The following is a 22,890-nucleotide window of genomic DNA, read 5'->3' on the forward strand; positions in this document are numbered from 1 at the left end:
CTACCGCCCCAGCATTTCGTTGGGGTTTAATTTTTAATTAAACTAAATTTTGAGATCTTATGACATTTCAGCGCCCTCTCTACATTCCCTTTGCTGGCCCTGCATTACTTGAAACGTCCTTGCTAAATAAAGGCAGCGCTTTTTCGCAACAAGAGCGCGACAGCTTTAATTTAACCGGCCTGTTACCTCACAATATAGAAACTATTGAAGAACAAGCCGCACGGGTTTACCAACAGCTCAGCTCATTTACTTCCGATTTAGACAAACACATCTATCTGCGCAATATCCAAGATACCAATGAAACCTTATTTTATTACCTGATCGACCATCATATTGAAGAAGTGATGCCCCTAATTTACACCCCCACCGTAGGGCTTGCTTGTGAAAAATTTTCCAAGATATATCGCCGAAAGCGTGGCTTATTGGTGTCGTACCCTGAGCGCAACAAAATTGAAGATATGCTGCAAAATGCTACAAAACAAAATGTAAAAGTTATTGTTGTCACCGATGGCGAGCGCATTTTAGGCTTAGGAGATCAAGGGATTGGTGGCATGGGGATCCCGATCGGCAAACTTTCACTTTACACCGCTTGCGGCGGTATCAGTCCTGCTTATTGTTTACCTATCATCTTGGACGTTGGCACCAATAATAGCCAACTATTAGCCGACCCTATGTACATGGGTTGGCGCCATCCAAGGATAAGTGGTACTCAATACGCAGATTTTATCGAGCAATTTGTTACCGCCGTGAAACGTCGCTGGCCTGATGTTTTATTGCAATTTGAAGATTTTGCACAAAATAATGCAACGCCATTACTAGAAAAATATCGTCATGAAATATGTTGCTTTAATGATGATATCCAAGGCACTGCCGCTGTTACAGTCGGAACCTTGATCACCGCCTGTCAAAGTAAAGGTGAAAAGCTAAGCCAACAGCGAATAGCGTTTTTAGGGGCGGGATCAGCAGGATGTGGTATTGCGGAGCAAATAGTAAGACAAATGCAACGTGAAGGCCTATCTGAAGCGCAAGCCCGCAACCGCGTTTATATGGTGGATAGATATGGCTTGTTAACCGATAATATGCCGAGTTTACAACTGTTTCAGCAGCCATTGGCACAACAGATAAAAGCGATTAACCAATGGCAAGTAAAAACCCATTTGGGGCTCGAACAAGTCATTAAACATGGCAAAATAACCACCTTGATCGGAGTTAGCGGTCAACCTGGCTTATTCACCGAGCAAATCATTCTCTCACTGGTTTCCAATACTCCTAAACCGATTATTTTACCACTTACAAACCCCACTTCACGTGTAGAAGCGACTCCCACCGATATCCTCAAGTGGAGTAAGGGACAAGCGATAGTTGCAACGGGTAGCCCTTTCTCAGCGGTAACTGTTAATGGCTGTGACTACGAAATATCACAATGCAATAACAGTTACATTTTCCCCGGTATTGGCTTAGGCGTCATCGCCGTTAATGCGAAGCAGATCAGTGACAACATGTTAATGGCTGCAAGCCAATCGTTAGCTGACACCGCGATTAAATATCACAAAGCACCAGGGGTCTTACTGCCTCCGCTGAGTGAAATAAAAACGATTAGCTTATCCATCGCCAAAGCCGTGGCAAAACAGGCGATAGCAGATGGCCTCGCACCGCCTCTAACCGATGAAATGCTGCAGCAACAGCTGTACGCCAACTACTGGAAACCAGCATACCGAGAATATCGTCGCACTTCGTTTTAACCAAAACAGCGAACGTGATGGACAGAAAAGTTAGCTAGGGCTCCCTCAGCACCATGGCCAAGAAGCCCTAGCAGTTAATTTTTTCTTGACGAACAAACATCAAAACATACAATACATATACGTTTTATATATTAAGCATATATTTTGGGTATAGTTAAAATATCGGATGAGCTACACAAAGAGCTAAGAAATGCCAGCTCTGTCATGTCGCGATCGATTAATTCACAAGCTGAGTTTTGGATCAAAATAGGCATGTTGGCCGAGCTACATCCACAAAAATCATTTAATGAAATCATCGCCGAACTGATGAAATCCGTTAATGTTTCGGCCAGTAATATTGCGCTAATCGCAGGGCATAACGATGAATAACCAAGTGATAATTAAATCTAACCGTGAAAGAGACCTGATGCGCCAATCAGGCAAGTTGCTGGCAAAGGTTTTTGAGATGCTTGATGGCTACGTTAAGCCCGGCATTTCCACTATGGCGATAAATGACCGAGTTGAGGACTTTATTGTTAATGAGCTTAATGCTCGCCCTGCGAGTAAGGGACAATACGATTATCAATTTGTATTGAACGCATCCGTTAATGAAGTGGTTTGCCACGGCATACCTAAAGCGACTCACTTTCTTAAAGATGGCGATATTGTCAACTTAGATATTACCTTAGAAAAAAATGGCTTTATCGCCGACTCCAGTAAAATGTACGTCATGCCCAAAGCATCGCCACTGGCCAAGAAATTGGTAGACGTTACCTACAAAGCTATGTGGCAAGGGATCAAACAAGTAAAACCCGGCGCCACACTTGGCGACATTGGCCATACAATTCAGCAATATGCTCAAACCCATGGCTACAGTGTGGTAAGAGAATATTGTGGACATGGTATCGGCCGAGAAATGCACGAAGAGCCACAAATACTCCATTATGGCTTACCCAATCAAGGGCTGGTACTTAAAGAAGGGATGACGTTCACCATTGAGCCCATGCTCAACCAAGGGACCGCGAAAACTAAAACAAAAAAGGATGGCTGGACAGTCATCACTCGTGACAAGAAGCTTTCAGCTCAGTCTGAACACACGATACTAGTGACAAGTACGGGTTACGAGGTACTCACCCTACGTCAAGAAGAACAACCAGGAAAAAGCTAACTAGCAGCACATAAAGAGTGCTGCGCTGACAGCGACTCTCTTTCTAATATTTTAAAATTAGGTATATACCTAAACAGCCTCCCGCTGAACCCGCATCTTGAAGTTGCCTGGGTATACAATAAGGATTTGATATGTTTAGAGTTATCTATGAATGGCGCGTACCAGCTGAGAAAATGAACGAGTTTCAAGACGTTTGGCGTTCAGCCACTGATTCCATTCACCATTCGGTAGCAGGTGCGCTCGGTAGCTTTATGCTGCGCTCTTCTGACTCCCCTGAAAAAGTCTTAACTATTGCAAAGTGGCGAACGCGCCAAGACTGGGAATTATTCTGGGGCAACTGTAATCCAGAAAAAATGCAGAAGATGCGTGAAATTGCTGAACGAATTTCGGTTGAAGCATTCGACGAAATTGAAGATAGAACAAGGTAATGGCAACAACGCTTACCAATCAAAGCGCAGCAAACGTTTGGTCTGCAGCTAATAAAAGTAGTTAGTGCCATCACTGTCATTATTAGGAGTAACTTAAAAGTTGAAAGATAAAATTTTTGAAGGAGGCTGCCTTTGTGGCGATATTCGATTTTCGGCAACTGGGCCAGTATTAAAACCACATACATGTTCTTGTCGACAATGCCAACGTCACTCAGGCTCATTAACCCAAGCATGGGTTGAATTTCCAAAAGAAAATGTCACCTGGAATGGCGTTGCTGGAGAGCCTTCAACATGGCGCTCTTCTGACTATTCTTCTCGGGCTTTTTGCTCTAACTGTGGTAGCACTATTGGCGCAATTGACGACGACCCAACAATCGCTATTGTGTTAGGGGTATTTGACCGTCCCCACCTTAAAACACTGGCACCAAAAAATCACTCCTATATTTCCAAAAGGCCTAAATGGTGGAAAGTAGAGATAGACGCCTAACGGATATAACAGGAGCCACTTAGCCCACAGCTATGTTCGATTGTGTAACAGGTTTCACTCACGGCAACTAGCGGCTTCTTTAAAGCATACCTGACAATTCCCTCTTGCCATTGGCTGGCTATTATCATTTAATAACAACCAGTTATTAAATGCCTGTTGTAAAAACTTCATTAACAGAGAGCAACTTCGGGGAAGTTAATATGCAATTAGTTCAACCTACAGAGCAGCATCTAGTTGCAATGATGAGTTGGTTTTCCAATCAGCAAACGCTCACAGAATGGTCAGGGCCAAATTTCAGGTATCCGTTCAATTTAGCTTCATTTACAGATGATCTAAACCTGAACAAGCTCAGTTCATATGCCCTACTATCCGATAGATCTGAGTTTTTAGCCTTTGGACAATATTACCAACGATTAAATAAGTGCCATTTGGGTAGGTTGATCGTGAATCCGAAATTTCGAGGTTATGGTATAGCTGCAAAACTGATGTCTCATTTAAGTGAGCAAGGTTTAAAGCAACTAAAGGTAAATGACATCTCATTATTTGTCTTAGCCCATAATGCCAAAGCCATAAAAGCCTACGAAAAATTTGGATTTTCGTTTACTGATTATCCTGATGAAATGCCATTAGAAAATTGTTTATACATGGTTAAATCAGTTTATTAACCACAACAATGGCCAAACGTTAGCCTGCCGCCTTATAAACTCGTCGTATTACACTGCTAGCCGCTCTTTATAATTTGGAAGAATTATGGAAATAATCAGAAGTAAAGATTTTAAATCGGAACGCCCTTGGGGGGCAAAAGACATCGCAAATATGAAGGGAATTACAACGCGATTGCATTGGACAGATCAGCCTTACAAGTGGCACATCAACGATGGCGAAGAAGTGTTTGTTGTGCTGCATGGTATTGTTGAAATGTTTTTCAAAGAAAACGGCATTGAACAATCGAGTGTTCTTGAGGCAGGCGATATATTTTATGCCACGATAGGAACCGAGCATGTTGCACATCCTCGGGGGGAAGCCAGAATCTTAGTCGTGGAGTCTGAAGGCAGTGTGTAACATTATTGGGTGAAACAAACGTTATGCCCTATCAGTTGCGAATATATCAGGTTACGACCCGAGTTATCGCGAACTGCTGTATCGGATGATAAGCATCGTTTAACTTAGCAGAACTGTGGATTAAAACCTAAATGGAAAGCGACTGAACCAAGAAAAAGCCGCTTTACATTTTACACCATCAGCTTGCAGCCCCTTAAGCGCTAACAAGCTGTGAACGTTCATTGTTAATCAACGACTAAACCTTAAACGCCGACATAGTATGCTTCAAATCGGCTGAAAGAGCTTGCAGTTGCGCAATCACTTCACTGGAGCGCGCCACGGCGAGTAACGACTGCTCAGATTCTTGGTTCATTCTGTCGGTGCTGGCATTAACTTCACTGGCAACGGCAGTTTGCTCCTCGGCCATGGCGGCAATGGAATTGATCATGTCGTACAAGCCTTGAATGGCATCGCGTAAACTGTGTTGAATGGCGTCTGAGCGACCTATTTCATTCATACTCTGCTGTGCATCGTTAGCTGCTGCTTCAATCACACCCACTAACCCTTTTGACTCCGACTGTAATCGTTCAATGCTTAATTGAATTTCTTCTGTTGATTCACGGGTTTTACTGGCCAGCGCCCTTACTTCATCAGCCACTACCGCAAAACCTCGGCCACTTTCACCGGCTCGTGCGGCCTCAATAGCGGCATTTAGTGCCAATAAATTAGTTTGCTCTGCAATCCCCTGAATCACATCCAAAACACTGCCAATCTGTATACTAAGTGAATCAAAATTAGTGACGCGTTGATTAGCATCGTCCACTTTTTGCACTAATTGGCTAATTTGCTTAGTCACTTGCGCCGCAATAACACCACTGTCTTGTGAGTCTGACTTAACGCTGTCAATATTTTCTAAGGCCGCTTGAATACTCACACTTTCTTGTTCAATCGCACGCGTCACCTCAGCCATGGCGGTGCTGACATGAGCAATTTCTTGTTTTTGACGCTGCACTGCATGATCGACATCTTGGCTGCTCGATAAAATAATACTAACTTGATTGGTCGTATTATCTGCTGCTTGATTAGCATCAATGATAAGGGAGCGCGTTTTCGCTAAAAATTCATTCACGCTATTCGCCATCAGGCCAATTTCATCTTCACTATGAATGTCTATTTGCTGAGTTAAATCCCCGCCCCCCTTGGCAAGGCTAGCCAACGCACGAGTTAATACTTTCACTTTTGAAATAATGCGGTTGACTAAAATAAACGATAACGCCGCTAACATGACGCCACCTAGCACCACCATAACCCAGGTTAAATTAATGACCAATCCACTCGATGCACGGTTCATTTCATCATCAATTTCTCGGATTAATTCACGGTTACTTTTATTAACATCGGTAAAACTAACCTCGAGCTTATTCTGGTTAATCACCGCTTGTTGCGTGATGATTTGCTCTACTTGCGCCGCGCTATCGGTAATGAGCTGTTTAAACTCTACTTCTGTTTTTTCGATTTCTTTGTTTTGTAAGCTTTTATCCAGCGCAATAATTAACTTACCGACCACACGATCTTGGTAAGAAACGTCTGTTTGTGCCAAATATATATTCGGGTTATTTTGCGCACCATTTAACAGCTTTTCCATTCTACGGTTACCTTGCCCCTCATTAACCAATTGATTAACCATAGGGTTAGCACTGTTAAGGTAACGAGTCAGGTAGCGCCCTTTATCGTCATAAAAAGTAGCAAAAACGACACTAGAGTTTTGGTGAGCGGCCTTCACCAGTTCAGTTAGCTTAGGCATATCACGGTCAACAATCGCTAAAGGTGAAATAGAGGCCAGCATGGTCGCCATCCCATCAGCGCTAGCTTTAGCATTATGGTCAAGCAGTTGGGATATACTTTGCTGTTTTTCACTAAGCTGCTGTTTCAAGCTCATGCTTAATGCTTGATGAGTGTCTTGTGCCATGGCTGTTAAAGCGTGCTGACTCTCAAGTTTTGCTTTACCCAACTCTTGTTCAAGTGCTTCAGAGGAATCAGTCAACTTACGGTGTAAATCAATCACAAGATTTGACACGCTACTTTCAGTAAAAGAAATAGAACTGTAGGTTTGTAATGCTACCAAAACGAACACAGCAAAAAGAACTTGTACCAGCAGAGATTGCTTCATTTTTGTTAGCATAACGGACCTTAATTGAATCTTACAAGCGGGCGCATAGGATACCTTTAAAGAAAGAGAGACTTAATAGCCTGCTCTCGGTAAAAGGTAAAATTACCAGCCTATTTTAATGATATTTTAGTCAATTCAATGATTCCCACTTGCAAAATGAGCTTTATATCCATTTAAAGTAAGAAGGATGTTGCTATATCAAACATAGTCAAACGCAGCAAAAAAAGAAAAATGATCCCTTGAAATTAATCTGATTAACCAGATTAAACTAATACCAATAAACCCATTAGTTTAATAAGCTAACAAGACCGACCATAGAAGATTTTATGACCAAAGTAACTGGTCAATTAAAAATAAAGTCAGGGAATTTGGGTTACAAATAAGATCTAGTTCAAACTCATAAAAAAATAATATTGCGCCCGATAACTCCTGCGCTCTATAGTTACCCTATTACGCGAGTGATGCTGTGATGTGGAGGTGAGTGTCTTTCAATCGGATTGATTGACAATTAAACCTTCAAGACACCAAGGATGGGGTGATTCATAGTACAAGGAATAGTTTTTCCAATTGTGCAATTTTCATGTTGTATCCCTTCCATATTTGTCTTTCACTTCCTTGCTTAATATCAACCAAGTACTGTTTAACATGCGGTATTTGGTCACTCATGGACCTTACCCGTAAGGGTAATTTAATAAGGATATAACATGTTTAAGCTTAAACTATTAACCGTAATGGTTGGCTGCGGTATTGCAGCAAATAGCTACGCCATGAACCCTCAGCCAGACCCTCTCAACCCAACGGGTTACACTGTTACTAAAGCAGAAATTCAAGCCGCTGAAGACGCGAAAACAATGAACCCTATGTACGATGTTTGGGCACAAGCCCTACGCACTCGTCCAAATTCGGTCGTTGAAGCAATTGAGCCAGGTGCGGCCAGTAACCCTGAAAACGTTAAACGTGTTGAGCGCGTGTTCCCGCAAGCTGAGTGGGACTTCTTAACGGGCATGGCTGCTCCTGAATACACTTACACCCGCTTCCTACGTGCCATTGGTAAATTCCCAGCCTTTTGTGGCGAATACACCGACGGCCGTGATTCAGATGCCATTTGTAAGAAATCTATCATCACCGCATTTGCTCACTTCTCACAAGAAACGGGTGGTCACATTGCTAAAGACAATACTTGGGACAACCCACTAGGTCTTGAAGAGTGGCAACAAGCACTCGTCCACGTTCGTGAAATGGGTTGGTCAGAAGGCCAAGCGGGTTATACTACAGGCTGTGGCCAAAATGATTGGCAAAACAAACGTTGGCCATGTGCTGCAGGTCAAGGCTATTTTGGTCGCGGTGCAAAACAACTTTCATACCACTTTAACTACGGCGCATTCTCTGAAGTCATGTTTGACGGCGATGCAACCGTACTACTTGATAACCCAGGCCTAGTCGCAGATTCTTGGTTGAACTTAGCTTCTGCTATTTGGTTCTTCCTAACGCCACAAGCGCCAAAACCAGCCATGTTGCACGTAATTGACCGCACTTGGAAGCCTTCACAGCGCGAGATTGACGCAGGTATTGGTTACGGTTTTGGTACCACAATCAACGTCATCAACGGTGGTATTGAATGTGGTGAGCAAAACAAAAACAAGGGTCAGCCTGTTAACCGTATCCGTTACTGGGAAGGTCTCTCTTCACATTACCAAATTCCAATCGAAGATGATGAGAAAAACACTTGTTATCAACAACTTCCATACGGCAGCTTAAACCTAAACGGCGCCACTGACGTGCTTTACACTAACTGGGACGGTAACTGGAAATACTACAACGATCGCCCAGGTGGCCAATCATTTGAATGTGAATTGGTTGGTTTCCAAACGGCTTACTCTGCACTGGTACCAGGTGATTACGAGAAGTGTGTGACTAACTTTTACGAGTCTCATGCCAACTGGCCAGAAGTGCGTGTTATTGATGGGCCTGTTGATCCAACGCCAACTGAGCCTCCTGTAGGCGGCGTGTCCCCTTGGGACGCAAGTAAAGTTTACACTGGTGGCGACAAAGTTAGCTATGCGGGCAGTACCTACGAAGCAAAATGGTACACTCAAGGTGATGAACCAAGTAAAGGTGGCCCATGGAAGCAAATCCAAGGTCCTACACCAACAACAGAACCGACTGCAGAGCCAACTGTTGCACCAACAGTAGCACCAACCGTGGCTCCTACGCCTAAACCAACGGTAGCGCCAACTGTTGCGCCTACTCCAACACCAACAGTTGCACCGACTGTGGCGCCGACACCTCAGCCAACGGTAGCGCCTACTGTAGCACCAACGGTTGAACCAACTCAGCCTCCAGCGGGTGACTTTATCACTTGGAAAGCGGGTTCAACTAAAGTAAACAACGGTGATAAAGTAACCCACCTAGGTAAATGTTTTGTAGCACAAAACAACCCAGGCGTTTGGGAATCACCGGTTGCTACTAACTGGTTCTGGAAAGAAATTTCTTGTGGAGTTGCCACTGAACCAACAGCTGCGCCTACTGCTGAGCCAACTTCAGCTCCAACAGTAGCACCAACCGTTGCACCAACCGTTGCACCAACAGTAGCGCCTACGGTAGCACCTACAGTAGCACCTACTGCGCCACCAACAGGTGATACCACTTGGAGTGAAAGCACTATTTACAACACTGGCGATACAGTAGTTGTTAATGGCGTAACTTACACTGCTCAATGGTGGACACGCGGTGAAAACCCAACGACTACTGGCCCATGGGGTGTATGGAAGAAGTAAAAAAACCTCTTCCTAAGTTTAACTAAGTAACAAGAATAGGAGGCGCTAGCGTCTCCTATTTTTTATCATAGTGTCGGTTATCTTTCATCGGCTTCATTTAAAGGAACAGCCGAGTCAATGCCTCTGCTTTAGTACTTACTACGCTCGCTACTTAACCTCTACCCTGTTTAAGCCTAACACAGCCAGATAAAGTATGTTTGACGGCAAAATTTCGTTTTCAGGGATGAAAACGCAAAGCTTATAGGGACATATTCACAGCGTTTTTGCAGGAAAGCATACTATTTCATTTATCCAATATTCAGGTTACTTAATTTCAGTTGGCGCAATAAACCCATCAAGCGCTTCAACCCGAGCAAGCCAAAGGTTAATTGACTGGAATGGTGCTAAATTGATTCCTCCTTGCGGTGCTAACTTGGTATAGGTATAGATCGCAAGATCTGCAATGGTCGGAGTTTTACCCACCAACCAATCGCGTCCGGATAAATGCTGTTCCAAATAAGCTAATAACTGCTCACTCGTCGCCATTGCAGCATCGATATCAATTGCTACCCCCAATAACTTGTGTCTCCTTAACGCACCGGGACCATTCGCTAGCTGACCAGCAGCGAGGGATAAAAAACCTTGAACTCGCCCCTGCTCTATCGGCTGTTGTGGCATCCATTGACCAGACTCATCATACTGACGGGCTAGATAGACCAATATCCCATTTGAGTCAGCGATTATCTCGTTATCATCTTGTAGTACTGGCACTTGTCCTAACGGGTTAAGCTGCAAAAATGCCGGCTGTTGTTGTTCGCCCTTAGCTAAATCCACTGTTACAGAGGTATAGTCCAATTTTAATATTGATAAAAATAACGCCACACGATGGCTATGGCCCGATAAAGGATGGCTATGGAGTATTAAATTTGTCATCTTTTTTTCCTTTAATTCAAATAACTAAGCAAATGCAGTATGGGAAAAAATTGCGACGAGAAAAACCATTTTAACGTAGAATCTCTATCAACAAATAGTTAACAATAACTCTAATTGGTGATCTAGTGGATACTATAGTGGGCATAAACACCATCGTTGCTGTTGTAGAAACGGGCTCATTTACCGCCGCAGCCCAGCGTATGGATATATCTAAAGCGTTAGTCAGTAAATATGTGGGGCAAGTAGAGGCTCAGCTTGGTACGCGGTTATTCAATCGCACCACGCGACAAGTGGTTTTAACCCCTGTCGGCCAAGATTATTACCAACAAGCACTTATTCTGCTGCAGCATTACCAAAAAATGCAGGCCAGTGCCACACATGCCCAACATCAACCTCAAGGTAAACTGCGCGTCACCACTTCAGTTATTTTTGGCGATACTTTACTCGCCCCTTTACTGCCAACATTTTTAGCAATGTATCCTGAGGTTGAGTTAGATATTCTACTAACCAACAAAAAAGTGGATTTATTATCGGGTGGTATTGATCTGGCCATTCGGATCGGCCATTTGGCAGACTCCAGCTTAGTCGCGCAAAAAATCAATCAACTGCCACTCATGCTTTGTGCCGCTCCGGAATATTTAGCAAAGGTAAATCCCCCCAAAATCGTTGCCGATCTGGCGACATTAGATTGCCTGATAGACAGTAACCATACCCAACCTCACAATTGGACATTAACCGACAGAGATGGCAAAACAGAGAGTGTCAATGTAAAGGGCAGAATGACAATTAATAGTTCAAGTTCGATTGTTGCTCTTGCTATTGCTGGCGCTGGTGTGGCGATGTTGCCCGCCTTCTTAGCCGAGACCAACATTAATCAAGGTAAGCTAGTGCATTTATTGCCTGACTACAACGCACCAACCTTTGGTCTTTATGCGGTTTACCCACATCGACAATATTTATCCCCTAAGGTGCGCTGCTTTATTGACTTTATTCGAGCGCATTTTGGCCAAAGAGATATCCGCCCTGACCATTAAAAAAGGATGTAACCTCAGCTTTTCTTAAGTCTAAACCCAATCAACCTGGAGATGCTTGATTTCAGCAAGATTTTACACGCGTTTAGGCAAGGCATTGATTGCAGGTAATAGCTTCCCCTTATCAAAATCAATAACACAGCATAAACGCGTGTAAAACTTGCCCTTTGGGAGCGCCGCCGTGTTTCCACTACGTTGTTATGCTAATTTGAAAGGAGCCTACATTCCTGCATTAGCATGCCTAGTATTGAAAACACGGTGGCGCTCTGAAACATGCATCTTCAAGTTGATTGGGTATATTACGAGTAGATAAAGTATATTTTTACTGCAAAATTTCGTTTACAAGGATGAAAACGCAAAGCGTATAGGGACATATCCACCGCGTTTTTGCAGGGGAAATATACTATTTTGCTTAGGCAGAACTCGGGTGGTGTACAAGAACCCGCTATTGCTGTATTTGCAACTGGATGCCGGATGCCTTTATTAAGTCATCTATCTCTTTTGGCGGTGTTTGATCGGTCACTATTAAATCAACGTCTTTAATCGAGCCTAAGTTAACCATGGCATTACGGCCAAATTTAGAATGGTCAACCGCCAAAAATACCGCGCGGCTGTTTTCAATAATCGCGCGCTTCACTCGTACTTCGTGATAATCAAAGTCGAGCAATGAGCCATCAAAATCAATGCCACTGATGCCTAAAATGCCAAAATCTAAACGAAACTGAGAAATGAAATCGAGCGTAGCTTCACCGGTAACGCCGCCATCTCGGTTACGTACCTCGCCCCCGGCTAAAATCACTTTAAAGTCAGGCTTATTCATTAAAATAATGGCCGCATTGATATTGTTGGTCACAATACGCAGCTGTTGATGCTCATCAAGTAACGCTTTTGCCACCGCCTCTGGCGTGGTACCAATATCAATAAATAGCGTGGCGCCATCGGGGATGTGTTTGACTAAGGCTTGCGCGATGCGATTTTTCTCATGTTGGTTCATGATTTTTCGTGCGCTATAAGGGGAGTTCTCAGCGCTATTGGCTAAAGTGGCACCACCGTGATTACGGCGAATTTTATTAGCATCAGCGAGTTCATTTAAATCACGGCGAATCGTTTGCGGGCTCACCTCAAACATCGCAACCAAATCATCCGTACTGACATAACCTTGAGCTTTCACTATCTCAATGATTTTTCCATGTCTTTCGCTCGCTTTCACGCTCTTTCCTTATATCCAACAGCCCTATTGAGTGGCAATTAGTTTACGTGATAAGCGCAATAAAAGGCAATTTATACCCAAACGACTTCTTATATCCAAACAACTTCAGGATATGCCACTAACTTAGCGAATGTATCAAGGCCAAATGTGCGGTGGTAGAACGCCACTAGGAGTATTAGTGGGTGGTAAATCGATTTAGGCTGAAAGAATTTAGCTTAAATTGAAACTGACAGTCACCGATTGAAAACGGGTAACTGTCAGATAAAGCCTGAGTTAGTGCAACTAACCCACTTTTTGATTGGTTTCGAACAAGGGTTGAACCACAGCAGATTGCGCCTTAGGGGGTCGCCCTAACTGCTGCGCAACATAATTGCTCACAGCCCCTTGCTCATCCGCATTTAAGATGATGCCAAGCTTTGTCCGGCGCCATAATACATCTTGTGCAGTAAAAGCATACTCACCTGTGATTAGGTAATCAATTTCACATTGGTACACACCTTGACCAAAGTGCTGCCCCATTTGCGCCTCTGTAGTGATCCCTTGTAACCATGTATTTACCTGTGTGCCGTACAACTGGCAGTAACGACGAATGGTTTTATCACTCAACCACGCGCACTGCTGGCGTAACTGATTGCTTAATGCAGCTTCATCGTAGCCTTGCGCGCCAGGGAGTAACGAGTCAGCTGTCCAGCTGCCGCCCATGCGCGGAAAGAAAGGCGCCAGCTGCTTCATCGCCGCTTCTGCTAGTTTACGGTAAGTGGTGAGTTTGCCACCAAAAATCGACAACAGTGGTGCACCAGCCCCTTTTTGCTCTAGCGATAAAGTGTAATCACGGGTGATCGCTTGAGGTGAATCAGACTCGTCGTCACATAATGGTCGAACACCACTAAAGGTCGACACCACATCATCACGCTTAATTTGGTGAATGAAATGCTTATTAACAATCTCAATCAAGTAATCAACTTCTTCCTGATCAATCTCAACCTTTCTGGCATCGCCTTTAAACTCGACATCGGTGGTGCCAATCAACGAGTAATCTTCAAGATACGGGATCACAAACACAATGCGCTGATCATCGTTTTGCAAGATGTATGCTTGTTCTTCATTGTGGATCTTCGGCACAATAATATGTGAGCCTTTAATTAAACGAATACCGTAGGGTGACTTCGCGTCCATATTATCGGTAATAAAACTGCGCACCCAAGGGCCAGTTGCATTAACCAGTGCACGAGCTTGGCGCTGAAAACGCGTGTTGGTGCGCTTATCTAATAACGTAACTTGCCAAAGCTCTCCTACTCGCTCCGCTTTTTCAACATGACAGTAATTCTTAATTTCCGCGCCATGTTGCGCTGCTTGTTGAATGTTCAGCAGCACTAAGCGCGCATCATCTACCCAACAATCAGAATACTCAAAGCCTTTTACCATCTCATCTTTAAGTACGTGGGTTTGGCGAAAATCAACGCCATGACTGCCTTTTAAGGTGGTACGTTTACCTAAGTGATCATAAAGAAATAAGCCCGCACGGATCATCCACGCCGGGCGTAAAAAAGGACGATGAGGCAAACGAAAACGCATGGGTTTAGCAATATGCGGCGCCTTTTTAAGCAAGACTTCACGCTCAGCAAGGGACTCTGACACCAAGCGAAACTCATAATGCTCAAGGTAACGCAAGCCACCATGGATTAACTTTGAGCTAGCAGAAGAGGTTGCAGAGGCAAAATCGCTTGATTCATATAAACCGACCTTTAACTGTCGGCCCGCCGCATCGGCGGCAATGCCCGCGCCATTAATCCCACCACCAACAATAATCAGATCTAACACATCATTCACATTTTCTTGCTTGTTCATTTTCAACCTCTGTTCGAATTGGTAATTTTTAATGTTCGTTCGAGCATTTATGGTTAATCTACCGAAAATTACAATTAAGTCTAGTGTATTTTTTGTTAATTATTTTACAAAGCACAACAAAACCCCCATAAAAAGCTGTTTTGTAAAATAAATTAATACAAAAAAACCATAGGCATAAGATTTAAACACCCCAACCACCTAATAAAAGGGTGAAAAAGTGCATATAAAAGAGATAAAAAGGCTCGATAATGAGCAATCAAGTTAAAATTATGAGCGTACGCACATTTTTAACTGTTTTTTGTTTACAACTTGTAAACATCTTGTAACTTTGCGTTCGAATTCTTCCAAAAAACAACAAATAGGTTAATTTTTTATGAGAAAAAATAATGAGAAACAATTGCTCGGAGAATGCCTCTCAGAATTTATCGGTACTGGGTTACTGATTTTTTTCGGTGTTGGTTGTGTGGCTGCATTAGTGTTAACAGGCGCAACATTTGGTCAGTGGGAAATAAGCATTATTTGGGGCGTAGGTGTCGCGATGGCAATTTATTGCTCAGGTGGTGTTTCTGGTGCTCACCTTAACCCAGCCGTCACCATTGCATTAACCTTAAGTCACGGTTTTGATAAACGTAAAGTGCTGCCATATATCGGCTCACAATTGCTGGGCGCGTTTAGTGCTGCGGCACTGGTCTATGCCTTATACAGTAATTTATTTATCAACTATGAACTTACTCACAACATGGTACGAGGCAGCCAAGAAAGCTTAGCGCTGGCGGGGATCTTCTCTACTTACCCCAACCCATTACTGAGCTTTGGCGGCGCCTTCGCAGTAGAATTAGTGATCACTGCGGTGTTGATGTTTGTGATTCTAGCGTTAGGCGATGATCGCAACGGCGCAGCCAATGGTGCCGCCACTCCTTTATTAGTGGGTTTATTAATCGCGGTTATTGGTGGCTCGCTGGGTCCGCTAACCGGCTTTGCCATGAACCCGGCGCGTGACTTTGGCCCGAAATTTTTCGCCTACCTGGCCGGCTGGGGTGATATAGCGCTTACCGGCGGTAAAGACATTCCGTATTTCATTGTACCCATTTTAGCTCCCATCATGGGCGCATCTCTCGGCGGCTGGCTCTATCCAAAAGTGATTGGTATTTACCTTACCAATGACGAGCAAACAGCAAATGAACCCGCTGAAAACGCACCACAAGTTTCAACAAACGCATAAACATCACGATCTACAATTAAAGAAAATAGGACATTATCATGGAAAAGAAATACATCGTTGCTCTAGACCAAGGCACTACTAGCTCTCGCGCTATCGTACTCGATCGTGATGCCAATATTGTTTGTAGCGCACAACGTGAATTCACCCAAATTTATCCGCAAGCAGGTTGGGTTGAGCATGATCCATTAGAAATTTGGGCGTCACAAAGCTCAACATTAGTTGAAGCACTGGCTAAAGGGGGGTTGCATTCTGATGAGATCGCCGGCATTGGTATTACCAACCAACGTGAAACCACCATTGTTTGGAACCGCGCAACGGGCAAGCCTATTTATAACGCCATAGTTTGGCAATGTCGCCGTACGGCCAGCATTTGTGAAGAGCTCAAACAAGCAGGCTTAGAAGAATACATTCTCGAAAATACTGGCCTAGTGGTTGACCCATACTTCTCCGGCACCAAAGTAAAATGGATTTTAGACCATGTTGAAGGTGCGCGTGAGCAAGCAGAAAAAGGTGAATTAGCGTTCGGCACCGTGGACTCATGGCTGATTTGGAACATGACCCAAGGTCGTACCCACGTCACCGACCCAACCAATGCCAGCCGTACCATGCTATTTAACATCAATACCCTAGAGTGGGATGACAAACTACTTGATGCATTAGGTATTCCTCGCGCCATGATGCCAGAAGTCAAATCCTCATCGGAAGTATACGCACAAACCAACATAGGTGGTAAAGGCGGCACACGTATTCCCATCGCCGGTATTGCAGGGGATCAGCAAGCGGCTTTATTTGGCCAAATGTGTGTAGAAGCCGGACAAGCCAAAAACACCTACGGCACAGGTTGTTTCTTGTTAATGAACACGGGTGATAAGAAAGTCACCTCCAAAAACGGCCTGTTAACCACCCTCGCCTGCGGCCCAAAAGGCGAAGTAAGCTATGCACTAGAAGGGGCTGTATTCATGGGCGGCGCATCCGTACAATGGCTGCGCGATGAGCTACAACTAATTAGCGATGTTGCCGACACCGAATATTTTGCCACTAAAGTAGACACCTCAAATGGCGCTTATGTGGTGCCTGCATTTACTGGCCTAGGCGCGCCACATTGGGACCCGTATGCCCGCGGTGCCATTGTTGGGTTAACCCGTGGGGTAAACCGCAATCACATAATCCGTGCCACATTGGAAAGTATCGCCTATCAATCATTAGATGTTATTTCCGCAATGCAGGCTGATTCAGGCATCAAGCTCGACTTTCTAAAAGTGGATGGCGGCGCGGTGGCCAACAACTTCTTAATGCAGTTCCAGTCTGATGTGTTAAACACCGAAGTTCAGCGCCCAGTGGTAACAGAAGTAACGGCATTAGGCGCGGCTTATCTAGCGGGTTTAGCGGTGGGTTTCTGGGGCAGCATTGAAGAGCTTAAACACAAATCAGTGCTGGATCGTTCGTTCCAACCTTGTGCCGACGACGGCAAACGTGAACGCCGCCATAATGGCTGGAAACGTGCGGTTGAGTGTGCCAAAGGTTGGATCACCGAATAATCTTTCTTTAACAAGTTAGCCATAATAAGGCAAACAACGCCTCTACCCCCAAGCCATCGCTAAGTGTTCATCGCTAAGCGTTGCGCTTGGGGTAATCACCGCAATGATCAGGGTGAACGCATAAGTGATTAATTATTATACGAGTCGCCGTAAAATCATCCTTCAAAAGCTGTTGATGGCTTAGTAGCTGCATCCATGCTGCAAATATTCGTCTAATAAGTAATCACAAATTGTTTGAAATACGTTCATGCTCTTGCCCTGCCGCAATTATTAATAAACCTCAGCTTTACTTAAGCTTATTACAATCGGATAAAGTATATTTTACTGATCCAGAATTGCGGTTAATAAGGGGTTAACTGCGCATCAACTCCAGCAGCTGAGTATTCAATTGCACCAACGCCAAGTTTAACTGGTCACGTTGTTTTTCAGCCATTTCACTGGTTTCATGTTGTATTTTTTGCAGCGCCTCTTTTACCTTCTTTATTTCATCTTTGGTCGCTTGAATCTGCTCTTGCTTCACATCTTCATTGGTTTTACTGCCTTTACTTAGCTCTTGCTGGCGCTGGCTAAGCATTTGCTCTTTTAATTCATCACTGACTTTTGGCTTATCTCGCCCTTGGTCGCCCTGCTCTTTTGCCAGCAGCTCACGCGCTTGCGGCGAAATGGTGACCGTATCGCTAGTCGGCGGTGGTGGTGGCGGATGACCCACGCCCTCGAGGCGGCCTTCCTTTACCTCTGTCGGCCCTTGTGGCCTAACTAGGGATGGATTAACATCAAACCCATCGCGTTGCGGCGTTATGTTCATAATGTGCCATAAAATAACGAATACTTAATCACGTTATCGGCATTGCTGCAGCAATCTTTAACCCATTCTAAACAAGGTTCTATCATGGATATCAGCACCAAAACCGAGCTTGAAGCCGCCGCCTTTCGCCGCCTACTGGCTCACTTAGACGAGCATAAAGAAGTGCAAAACATTGATTTGATGATCACCGCTGACTTTTGCCGTAACTGCTTAAGTAAGTGGATAGCCGCAGAAGCGAAAGCGCGTAATGTTGAGCTAACAGATGATGAAGCGCGGGAATGGATTTACAAAATGTCCTACTCACAATGGAAAGAGCAACACCAATTGCCCGCTACCGATGAGCAAATGGCGGCGTTTAACGCCAAGAAAAAGTAAACAAACGCGCAGCAGTAAGCTGCGCGCTAACACTCAAGCATTAACCTTTTTTAGGTCGGTAATGCTCACAAATGCCGTGTAAAAAATTACGCAACAATTGATCACCACACGCCTTGTAGTTGCGGCTATCATATTTACGAAACAGTGCGCTGAGCTCAGGGCGAGACAAAGCAAAACCCGCCTTATCCATAATATCGAGCAAGTCGTCTTCTTTTAATTCAAACGCAATGCGGATTTTTTTCAAAATCAAGTTGTTATTCATGCGTTGTGCTGTTGCAGGCGCTTGCCCTTCACGCACTCCACGGCGCTGAATAATTAATCCATCTAAAAACTTTTCGAGCACCGCGTCACTACACTCTAAATAGCCTTGTTCGTCTTCTTTTTTCAATAACAAGCTAATGGAAAATGGCTTGATCTTATGGCCAGCTAAAGCAAAGATCGCTTGCATGTCAGTTTCTTTTAAATTCAACGCGTAACGCAGGCGACGTAAAACAAGGTTATGGATCATAAAACACTCCGAAAATTAAGGCGGCTAAACTACCACAAAAGCCTTGTATTATCGAGCAGCAATTAAGCACAGCTTGCCAGTAAAAGCCACATTGGGGCTGCGATAAAAGTTGTGTATCCATACAGATATAATGGCACTTTTACTATTTGGCTCGTTAAACTTTTCAAAAGATTCTCGCTTTGTTCACAACAAATTTCTAACTAGCTGATATATAATGGCAAAAAATGTAAGCCATAAAATTTAGCGAGCCAAATTTGGCTCGCTAAATGAATTCTCGCTTTGTTTTCCCCTGTGTTGCTTGTTACGGGCGGCAAAAGATTATTTAACTGGCTGAATATTATTAATTTATTTTTTACGGAATGACGATTTTCGTGCGGTAGCGTGCGGGATTTATACGCACGAAGTGCGTATAAATACTAAAGCGTTATATTTTTTTTCGTGTTTTTTTTGTTTCAAAAATAAGGGTTTATAATGGAGTTTGACAAGTTATTAATTGGTAAAATATTAGATCCTATTCACGGGATTATTAGACTTAGTAAATTGGAACTACAATTTGTAGATCATCCATTATTTCAGAGACTGAGGAACATAAAACAAAATACATTTTTGTATAAGGTCTTTCCATCAGCAATGCATAGTAGATTTGAGCATTCATTAGGTGTAATGCATTTATCGTATGAAATAATTAAAAATCTAAAGCTAAACTCATATCGATACCAGAGTAAATACCAAGATGGTCATATTTTTGAAGGTATAGGTAATCTATCTTTAGCAAATATTCAAGAGTTGAGGCTGGCTGCACTTTTACATGATATTGGTCATGGTCCAATGTCACATCAATTTGATTCATTCATGTGTAAAAAAGAAGAGTTCGAAGTGCACCTTGGTGATGAGTTTAGAGATGTTTTTGACATGATTGAAGATAATTCTAACATTGAACATGAGCATATTTCGATTATGTTTGTGAAAATGATTTACGATAGCCTTGCCCCGTCATTCAGTAATCTTATTAACATCGATAATGTAATGAAAATTATTGAAAGTGAGTATAAAGATAAAAAGATAATGGTTACCATCGAGGACAACGAGCTTGATGTACTTCCTCTTTTTACATCTGTTATATCTTCGTGCCCGATTGATGCTGATAGAATGGATTACTTATTACGAGATAGTTATTTCTCTGGAGTAAAATGCGGCGTTTATGATTACAATCGATTATTCATGTCTATTGTACCAGTTATAAATGATAACCAGATATTCCTTGCATATAAAGAAAGTGGTGTCGATTCTGTTGTTGAGTTTATAAATTCAAGGTCTAGTTTATTTGGACAGGTCTATTATCATAAAACAAATAGAGCCTTTTCGGCTATGCTTGCTAATGTGTGCCAGATAGCAAAACAAAAAAAATCAGGGGAAGGGCTAAATCTATTTACGTTTTATGAACCTGATAATGCAAACACTGAAAGTAAATCTGAACAACTTGAAGCTTTTTATATAAAAAACTCAGATGACTACTTTCTGCATGAGCAGTTACCAGAATTTGTATTTGATAGTAAAAACCCTGATATAGGTGAATCTATAATTGCCGATATTATTAATAGGGTTCCATGGTCTAAAGCATATGAGTCAAAAATATATCCTAACAACAAAAAAATTGTTGATGGAATAAACAAATGTTTCACTTTAGAGTTGAAGGAGGAGTTAAATGGTTTACTTTCAAGCCATTTAACCCCATATATGTTTGCAATTGATATAATGACAGATAATGCATTCAAAGATATTGATAAAACTGAAATAAAGTTATTAGGAAAACATCTTTCTGGTACTTACGGTATAAATAAGTTTGCTGATTGTGGTGATAAATTAGATAAATACCAATCCATAAAATATTTTATAAGGGTATTTGTTTCTGATTCCGCTAAATCAGATATTACACCTCAACTCATAGATCAAATTGAGCAAAAAAAATCAGAATTGGTTATGAAGTTTTTCGGTCAATAAAAATATAATCGGGTAGCCGGAGGTCTCTAACCTCCAGCCCCCACACCACCCATCATGCACTCTTTATTGAGAAGATGTGCAATGGGCGGTTCACCTTCCGTAATGAATAGTAATCCAAATGTCCTTCAGTGATACCAGACCTTGAGTTGCTAGGAATTCATTGCTAATGCCAATATTGCTTCCTTTGGTTTTCGAGCTTCTGCAGGGCCCTTTGCTGGTGATACCACAAGCAACGGCGAGACGTTCACTAACCCCCAGCTTGATTAAACTTCTCACTTTGGTGCGCGGTTTTCGCCACTGTCGCCAGTAGCACATTCTCAGTCTGCGCCGGATCCAATGATCTAGATCCACGGTAAGCTGATAAGCGTTAGCGACCAGATAGTAATATCCCCAGCCGCGTAAATATTGCGTCAGTTTATGAATTTGTAGGGTCATTGAGATCCCCCAGTTGCGGTTGCTTAGCTCCTTCACTTTGGCCTTAAATCGCTTTAATGCACTGTCGTGGATCTGCACTTTGCCGTAACGGAAGGTAAACCCGAGAAACTTGGAGCTAGACACAGGGCCGACTCGACTTTTCTCTTCATTTATCCGCAATTTAAGCCGCTTGGTGATAAACCTAGTCAGCTCTTCTTTGACCGCTATGCCTTGGCTTTTCGTCTTCACTAGGATGATGATGTCGTCAGCGTAACGCGCAAACTTAGGTTGTTGACGCGCCAACTTTTGTTCAAGTTCATCCAGTAAAATATTCGACAACAAAGGGGATAACGGCCCGCCTTGTGGTACGCCTTTGCATGACTCTAACCAAAGACCGGTTTCAACGTCTGCAATGCCTGCTCTTAGGTATTTACCGAGTAGGCGCATCATTGCTTTGACTTTACGGCTAAATTTAAACAGAACTAAAACAGTTGGTTAGGTTCCGCTCCGCGACACATTATAACCAACTATTTTGTCCGCTTAATGTAGGCGTTAGACATAGAGGTATACATGAATATCAATCAGAAATTAGAGGCGATTACCAATGGTATCTGGTAAAGACATATAATCGGGTAGCTGGAGTCCCTAACCTCCAGCCCCCATACAAGCGTCAAATCACGATGATTTTCATCCCAGCAGAAAAAGACTAAACAATTGAGTCAAAACAAGAACTCAGCTATGGTTTGGTGCATCATAAAAATATATTTTAGAACGAGTAATTCTACAGGCTCGTTATGTGAAGCGAGCATGAAGAATATCTCTATAATCGAACAGTATTTTGATAGCCCTTTACCAAAGGAGTATCGTGAATTTCTTTCAAGTCATCAGGGTGAACTTGATGGAGATGTTTATCTATATCTTCCTGAAGATTTGATTGAACGAAATGAATGCTATGAAACAAAAGAATATGCTCCTGGCTATATCAGTATTGGAGACAATGGTGGAGGTATGGCTTTCATTCTGAGCCTCCATGAAAATGATTCAAATGTGTATGCAGTTGGGCATGGAAGTATGGTTCCGAGCCTTAAAGAGTTAGTTAGTTCAAGCTTTCAAAAGTGGCTTGAAGAAGGCTTGGTTTATGAAGAAGAGTAATCACATAACACATATGAGCCTCCCGGCCGTCAATAGGTACTAGCTATTTCTTTGGCTGCGTTAGCAGCCAAATTCAAGTCAA

Annotated in this window: 21 protein-coding genes; 14 read left to right on the forward strand and 7 right to left on the reverse strand. The window is 43.1% G+C overall.

The window, feature by feature from the left end; all coding sequences use genetic code 11:
- The first annotated feature begins 59 nt into the window (after window positions 1-59).
- The 7 genes from K1M91_RS13540 (at window position 60) to K1M91_RS13570 (ending at window position 4,866) form a co-directional block, all read left to right on the forward strand.
- Window positions 60-1,742, forward strand: a complete 1,683-nt coding sequence (locus K1M91_RS13540; RefSeq protein WP_232802573.1) for an NAD-dependent malic enzyme — start codon at window positions 60-62, stop codon at window positions 1,740-1,742.
- 144 nt (window positions 1,743-1,886) lie between these two features.
- Window positions 1,887-2,111: a ParD-like family protein gene (locus K1M91_RS13545; protein ID WP_232802574.1), complete on the forward strand. Its 225-nt coding sequence runs from the start codon at window positions 1,887-1,889 to the stop codon at window positions 2,109-2,111.
- Window positions 2,104-2,889, forward strand: coding sequence for a type I methionyl aminopeptidase (gene map / locus K1M91_RS13550; RefSeq protein ID WP_232802575.1), 786 nt, complete (start codon window positions 2,104-2,106; stop codon window positions 2,887-2,889). Before K1M91_RS13545 ends, map begins: the two co-directional genes overlap by 8 nt.
- A 131-nt stretch (window positions 2,890-3,020) precedes the next feature.
- Window positions 3,021-3,317 carry an antibiotic biosynthesis monooxygenase gene (locus tag K1M91_RS13555; protein ID WP_232802576.1) on the forward strand — a complete coding sequence of 99 codons (297 nt, stop codon included), beginning with the start codon at window positions 3,021-3,023 and terminating at the stop codon, window positions 3,315-3,317.
- Between the two features lie 100 nt (window positions 3,318-3,417).
- Window positions 3,418-3,804, forward strand: coding sequence for a GFA family protein (locus tag K1M91_RS13560; RefSeq protein ID WP_232802577.1), 387 nt, complete (start codon window positions 3,418-3,420; stop codon window positions 3,802-3,804).
- Between the two features lie 200 nt (window positions 3,805-4,004).
- Entirely contained in the window at window positions 4,005-4,469 is a 465-nt protein-coding gene (locus K1M91_RS13565) for a GNAT family N-acetyltransferase (protein WP_232802578.1), read from the forward strand.
- 85 nt (window positions 4,470-4,554) lie between these two features.
- Entirely contained in the window at window positions 4,555-4,866 is a 312-nt protein-coding gene (locus K1M91_RS13570; protein ID WP_232802579.1) for a cupin, read from the forward strand.
- A gap of 235 nt (window positions 4,867-5,101) precedes the next feature.
- On the opposite strand, the gene K1M91_RS13575 is transcribed toward K1M91_RS13570, so the two are convergent.
- Window positions 5,102-7,027: a methyl-accepting chemotaxis protein gene (locus K1M91_RS13575; RefSeq protein WP_232802580.1), complete on the reverse strand. Its 1,926-nt coding sequence runs from the start codon at window positions 7,025-7,027 to the stop codon at window positions 5,102-5,104.
- 692 nt (window positions 7,028-7,719) lie between these two features.
- Here K1M91_RS13575 and K1M91_RS21425 point away from each other — a divergent pair.
- A complete protein-coding gene (locus K1M91_RS21425) occupies window positions 7,720-9,792 on the forward strand; it encodes a glycoside hydrolase family 19 protein (RefSeq protein ID WP_282561148.1) in 2,073 nt (690 codons plus the stop codon).
- 303 nt (window positions 9,793-10,095) lie between these two features.
- On the opposite strand, the gene K1M91_RS13595 is transcribed toward K1M91_RS21425, so the two are convergent.
- Window positions 10,096-10,704, reverse strand: a complete 609-nt coding sequence (locus tag K1M91_RS13595) for a glutathione S-transferase (protein WP_232802581.1) — start codon at window positions 10,702-10,704, stop codon at window positions 10,096-10,098.
- A 125-nt stretch (window positions 10,705-10,829) separates the two neighbouring features.
- Here K1M91_RS13595 and K1M91_RS13600 point away from each other — a divergent pair, with 125 nt between their 5' ends.
- Entirely contained in the window at window positions 10,830-11,738 is a 909-nt protein-coding gene (locus tag K1M91_RS13600; protein ID WP_232802582.1) for a LysR family transcriptional regulator, read from the forward strand.
- A 442-nt stretch (window positions 11,739-12,180) separates the two neighbouring features.
- Here the strand turns inward: K1M91_RS13600 and K1M91_RS13605 are convergent, their stop codons facing one another.
- On the reverse strand, window positions 12,181-12,945 hold the full coding sequence (locus tag K1M91_RS13605; RefSeq protein WP_232802583.1) for a DeoR/GlpR family transcriptional regulator: 765 nt from the start codon (window positions 12,943-12,945) through the stop codon (window positions 12,181-12,183).
- 282 nt (window positions 12,946-13,227) lie between these two features.
- Complete coding sequence (glpD, locus tag K1M91_RS13610) at window positions 13,228-14,793, reverse strand: glycerol-3-phosphate dehydrogenase (protein WP_232802584.1); 1,566 nt, start codon at window positions 14,791-14,793, stop codon at window positions 13,228-13,230.
- 373 nt (window positions 14,794-15,166) lie between these two features.
- Here glpD and K1M91_RS13615 point away from each other — a divergent pair, with 373 nt between their 5' ends.
- Both K1M91_RS13615 and glpK read left to right on the forward strand, forming a co-directional pair.
- Window positions 15,167-16,015, forward strand: a complete 849-nt coding sequence (locus tag K1M91_RS13615) for an MIP/aquaporin family protein (protein WP_232802585.1) — start codon at window positions 15,167-15,169, stop codon at window positions 16,013-16,015.
- Between the two features lie 38 nt (window positions 16,016-16,053).
- Window positions 16,054-17,553, forward strand: coding sequence for a glycerol kinase GlpK (glpK, locus tag K1M91_RS13620; RefSeq protein WP_232802586.1), 1,500 nt, complete (start codon window positions 16,054-16,056; stop codon window positions 17,551-17,553).
- 352 nt (window positions 17,554-17,905) lie between these two features.
- On the opposite strand, the gene K1M91_RS13625 is transcribed toward glpK, so the two are convergent.
- A complete protein-coding gene (locus tag K1M91_RS13625; protein ID WP_232802587.1) occupies window positions 17,906-18,358 on the reverse strand; it encodes a hypothetical protein in 453 nt (150 codons plus the stop codon).
- Window positions 18,359-18,442: 84 nt separating this feature from the next.
- On the opposite strand from K1M91_RS13625, the gene K1M91_RS13630 reads away from it, so the two are divergent.
- Window positions 18,443-18,733 carry a DUF1244 domain-containing protein gene (locus tag K1M91_RS13630; protein WP_232802588.1) on the forward strand — a complete coding sequence of 97 codons (291 nt, stop codon included), beginning with the start codon at window positions 18,443-18,445 and terminating at the stop codon, window positions 18,731-18,733.
- A 40-nt stretch (window positions 18,734-18,773) separates the two neighbouring features.
- Here K1M91_RS13630 and K1M91_RS13635 read toward each other — a convergent pair whose 3' ends face one another.
- On the reverse strand, window positions 18,774-19,241 hold the full coding sequence (locus K1M91_RS13635) for a DUF1456 family protein (RefSeq protein ID WP_232802589.1): 468 nt from the start codon (window positions 19,239-19,241) through the stop codon (window positions 18,774-18,776).
- Window positions 19,242-19,712: 471 nt separating this feature from the next.
- Between K1M91_RS13635 and K1M91_RS13640 the strand changes: the two genes are divergently transcribed.
- Complete coding sequence (locus K1M91_RS13640; protein ID WP_232802590.1) at window positions 19,713-21,242, forward strand: HD domain-containing protein; 1,530 nt, start codon at window positions 19,713-19,715, stop codon at window positions 21,240-21,242.
- A 90-nt stretch (window positions 21,243-21,332) separates the two neighbouring features.
- Here K1M91_RS13640 and K1M91_RS13645 read toward each other — a convergent pair whose 3' ends face one another.
- Window positions 21,333-22,106 carry a reverse transcriptase domain-containing protein gene (locus K1M91_RS13645; protein ID WP_232802591.1) on the reverse strand — a complete coding sequence of 258 codons (774 nt, stop codon included), beginning with the start codon at window positions 22,104-22,106 and terminating at the stop codon, window positions 21,333-21,335.
- Between the two features lie 357 nt (window positions 22,107-22,463).
- Between K1M91_RS13645 and K1M91_RS13650 the strand changes: the two genes are divergently transcribed.
- Window positions 22,464-22,808: an SMI1/KNR4 family protein gene (locus K1M91_RS13650; RefSeq protein WP_232802592.1), complete on the forward strand. Its 345-nt coding sequence runs from the start codon at window positions 22,464-22,466 to the stop codon at window positions 22,806-22,808.
- The last annotated feature ends 82 nt before the right edge of the window (window positions 22,809-22,890 follow it).

This window comes from Motilimonas sp. E26 (genome assembly GCF_021278025.1).
Taxonomy (GTDB): domain Bacteria; phylum Pseudomonadota; class Gammaproteobacteria; order Enterobacterales; family CBDFNC01; genus Motilimonas.

What these genes read in the sequence shown, in the direction of transcription:
- K1M91_RS13565 (WP_232802578.1), top strand. Translation starts at nt 4,005, where the DNA reads ATGCAATTAGTTCAACCTACAGAGCAGCATCTAGTTGCAATGATGAGT.
- K1M91_RS13570 (WP_232802579.1), top strand. Translation starts at nt 4,555, where the DNA reads ATGGAAATAATCAGAAGTAAAGATTTTAAATCGGAACGCCCTTGGGGG.
- K1M91_RS13615 (WP_232802585.1), top strand. Translation starts at nt 15,167, where the DNA reads ATGAGAAAAAATAATGAGAAACAATTGCTCGGAGAATGCCTCTCAGAA.
- K1M91_RS13555 (WP_232802576.1), top strand. Translation starts at nt 3,021, where the DNA reads ATGTTTAGAGTTATCTATGAATGGCGCGTACCAGCTGAGAAAATGAAC.
- K1M91_RS13640 (WP_232802590.1), top strand. Translation starts at nt 19,713, where the DNA reads ATGGAGTTTGACAAGTTATTAATTGGTAAAATATTAGATCCTATTCAC.
- K1M91_RS13595 (WP_232802581.1), bottom strand. Translation starts at nt 10,704, where the DNA reads ATGACAAATTTAATACTCCATAGCCATCCTTTATCGGGCCATAGCCAT.
- glpK (WP_232802586.1), top strand. Translation starts at nt 16,054, where the DNA reads ATGGAAAAGAAATACATCGTTGCTCTAGACCAAGGCACTACTAGCTCT.
- K1M91_RS13645 (WP_232802591.1), bottom strand. Translation starts at nt 22,106, where the DNA reads ATGATGCGCCTACTCGGTAAATACCTAAGAGCAGGCATTGCAGACGTT.
- glpD (WP_232802584.1), bottom strand. Translation starts at nt 14,793, where the DNA reads ATGAACAAGCAAGAAAATGTGAATGATGTGTTAGATCTGATTATTGTT.
- K1M91_RS13575 (WP_232802580.1), bottom strand. Translation starts at nt 7,027, where the DNA reads ATGCTAACAAAAATGAAGCAATCTCTGCTGGTACAAGTTCTTTTTGCT.
- K1M91_RS21425 (WP_282561148.1), top strand. Translation starts at nt 7,720, where the DNA reads ATGTTTAAGCTTAAACTATTAACCGTAATGGTTGGCTGCGGTATTGCA.
- map (WP_232802575.1), top strand. Translation starts at nt 2,104, where the DNA reads ATGAATAACCAAGTGATAATTAAATCTAACCGTGAAAGAGACCTGATG.
- K1M91_RS13540 (WP_232802573.1), top strand. Translation starts at nt 60, where the DNA reads ATGACATTTCAGCGCCCTCTCTACATTCCCTTTGCTGGCCCTGCATTA.
- K1M91_RS13635 (WP_232802589.1), bottom strand. Translation starts at nt 19,241, where the DNA reads ATGATCCATAACCTTGTTTTACGTCGCCTGCGTTACGCGTTGAATTTA.
- K1M91_RS13630 (WP_232802588.1), top strand. Translation starts at nt 18,443, where the DNA reads ATGGATATCAGCACCAAAACCGAGCTTGAAGCCGCCGCCTTTCGCCGC.
- K1M91_RS13625 (WP_232802587.1), bottom strand. Translation starts at nt 18,358, where the DNA reads ATGAACATAACGCCGCAACGCGATGGGTTTGATGTTAATCCATCCCTA.
- K1M91_RS13650 (WP_232802592.1), top strand. Translation starts at nt 22,464, where the DNA reads ATGAAGAATATCTCTATAATCGAACAGTATTTTGATAGCCCTTTACCA.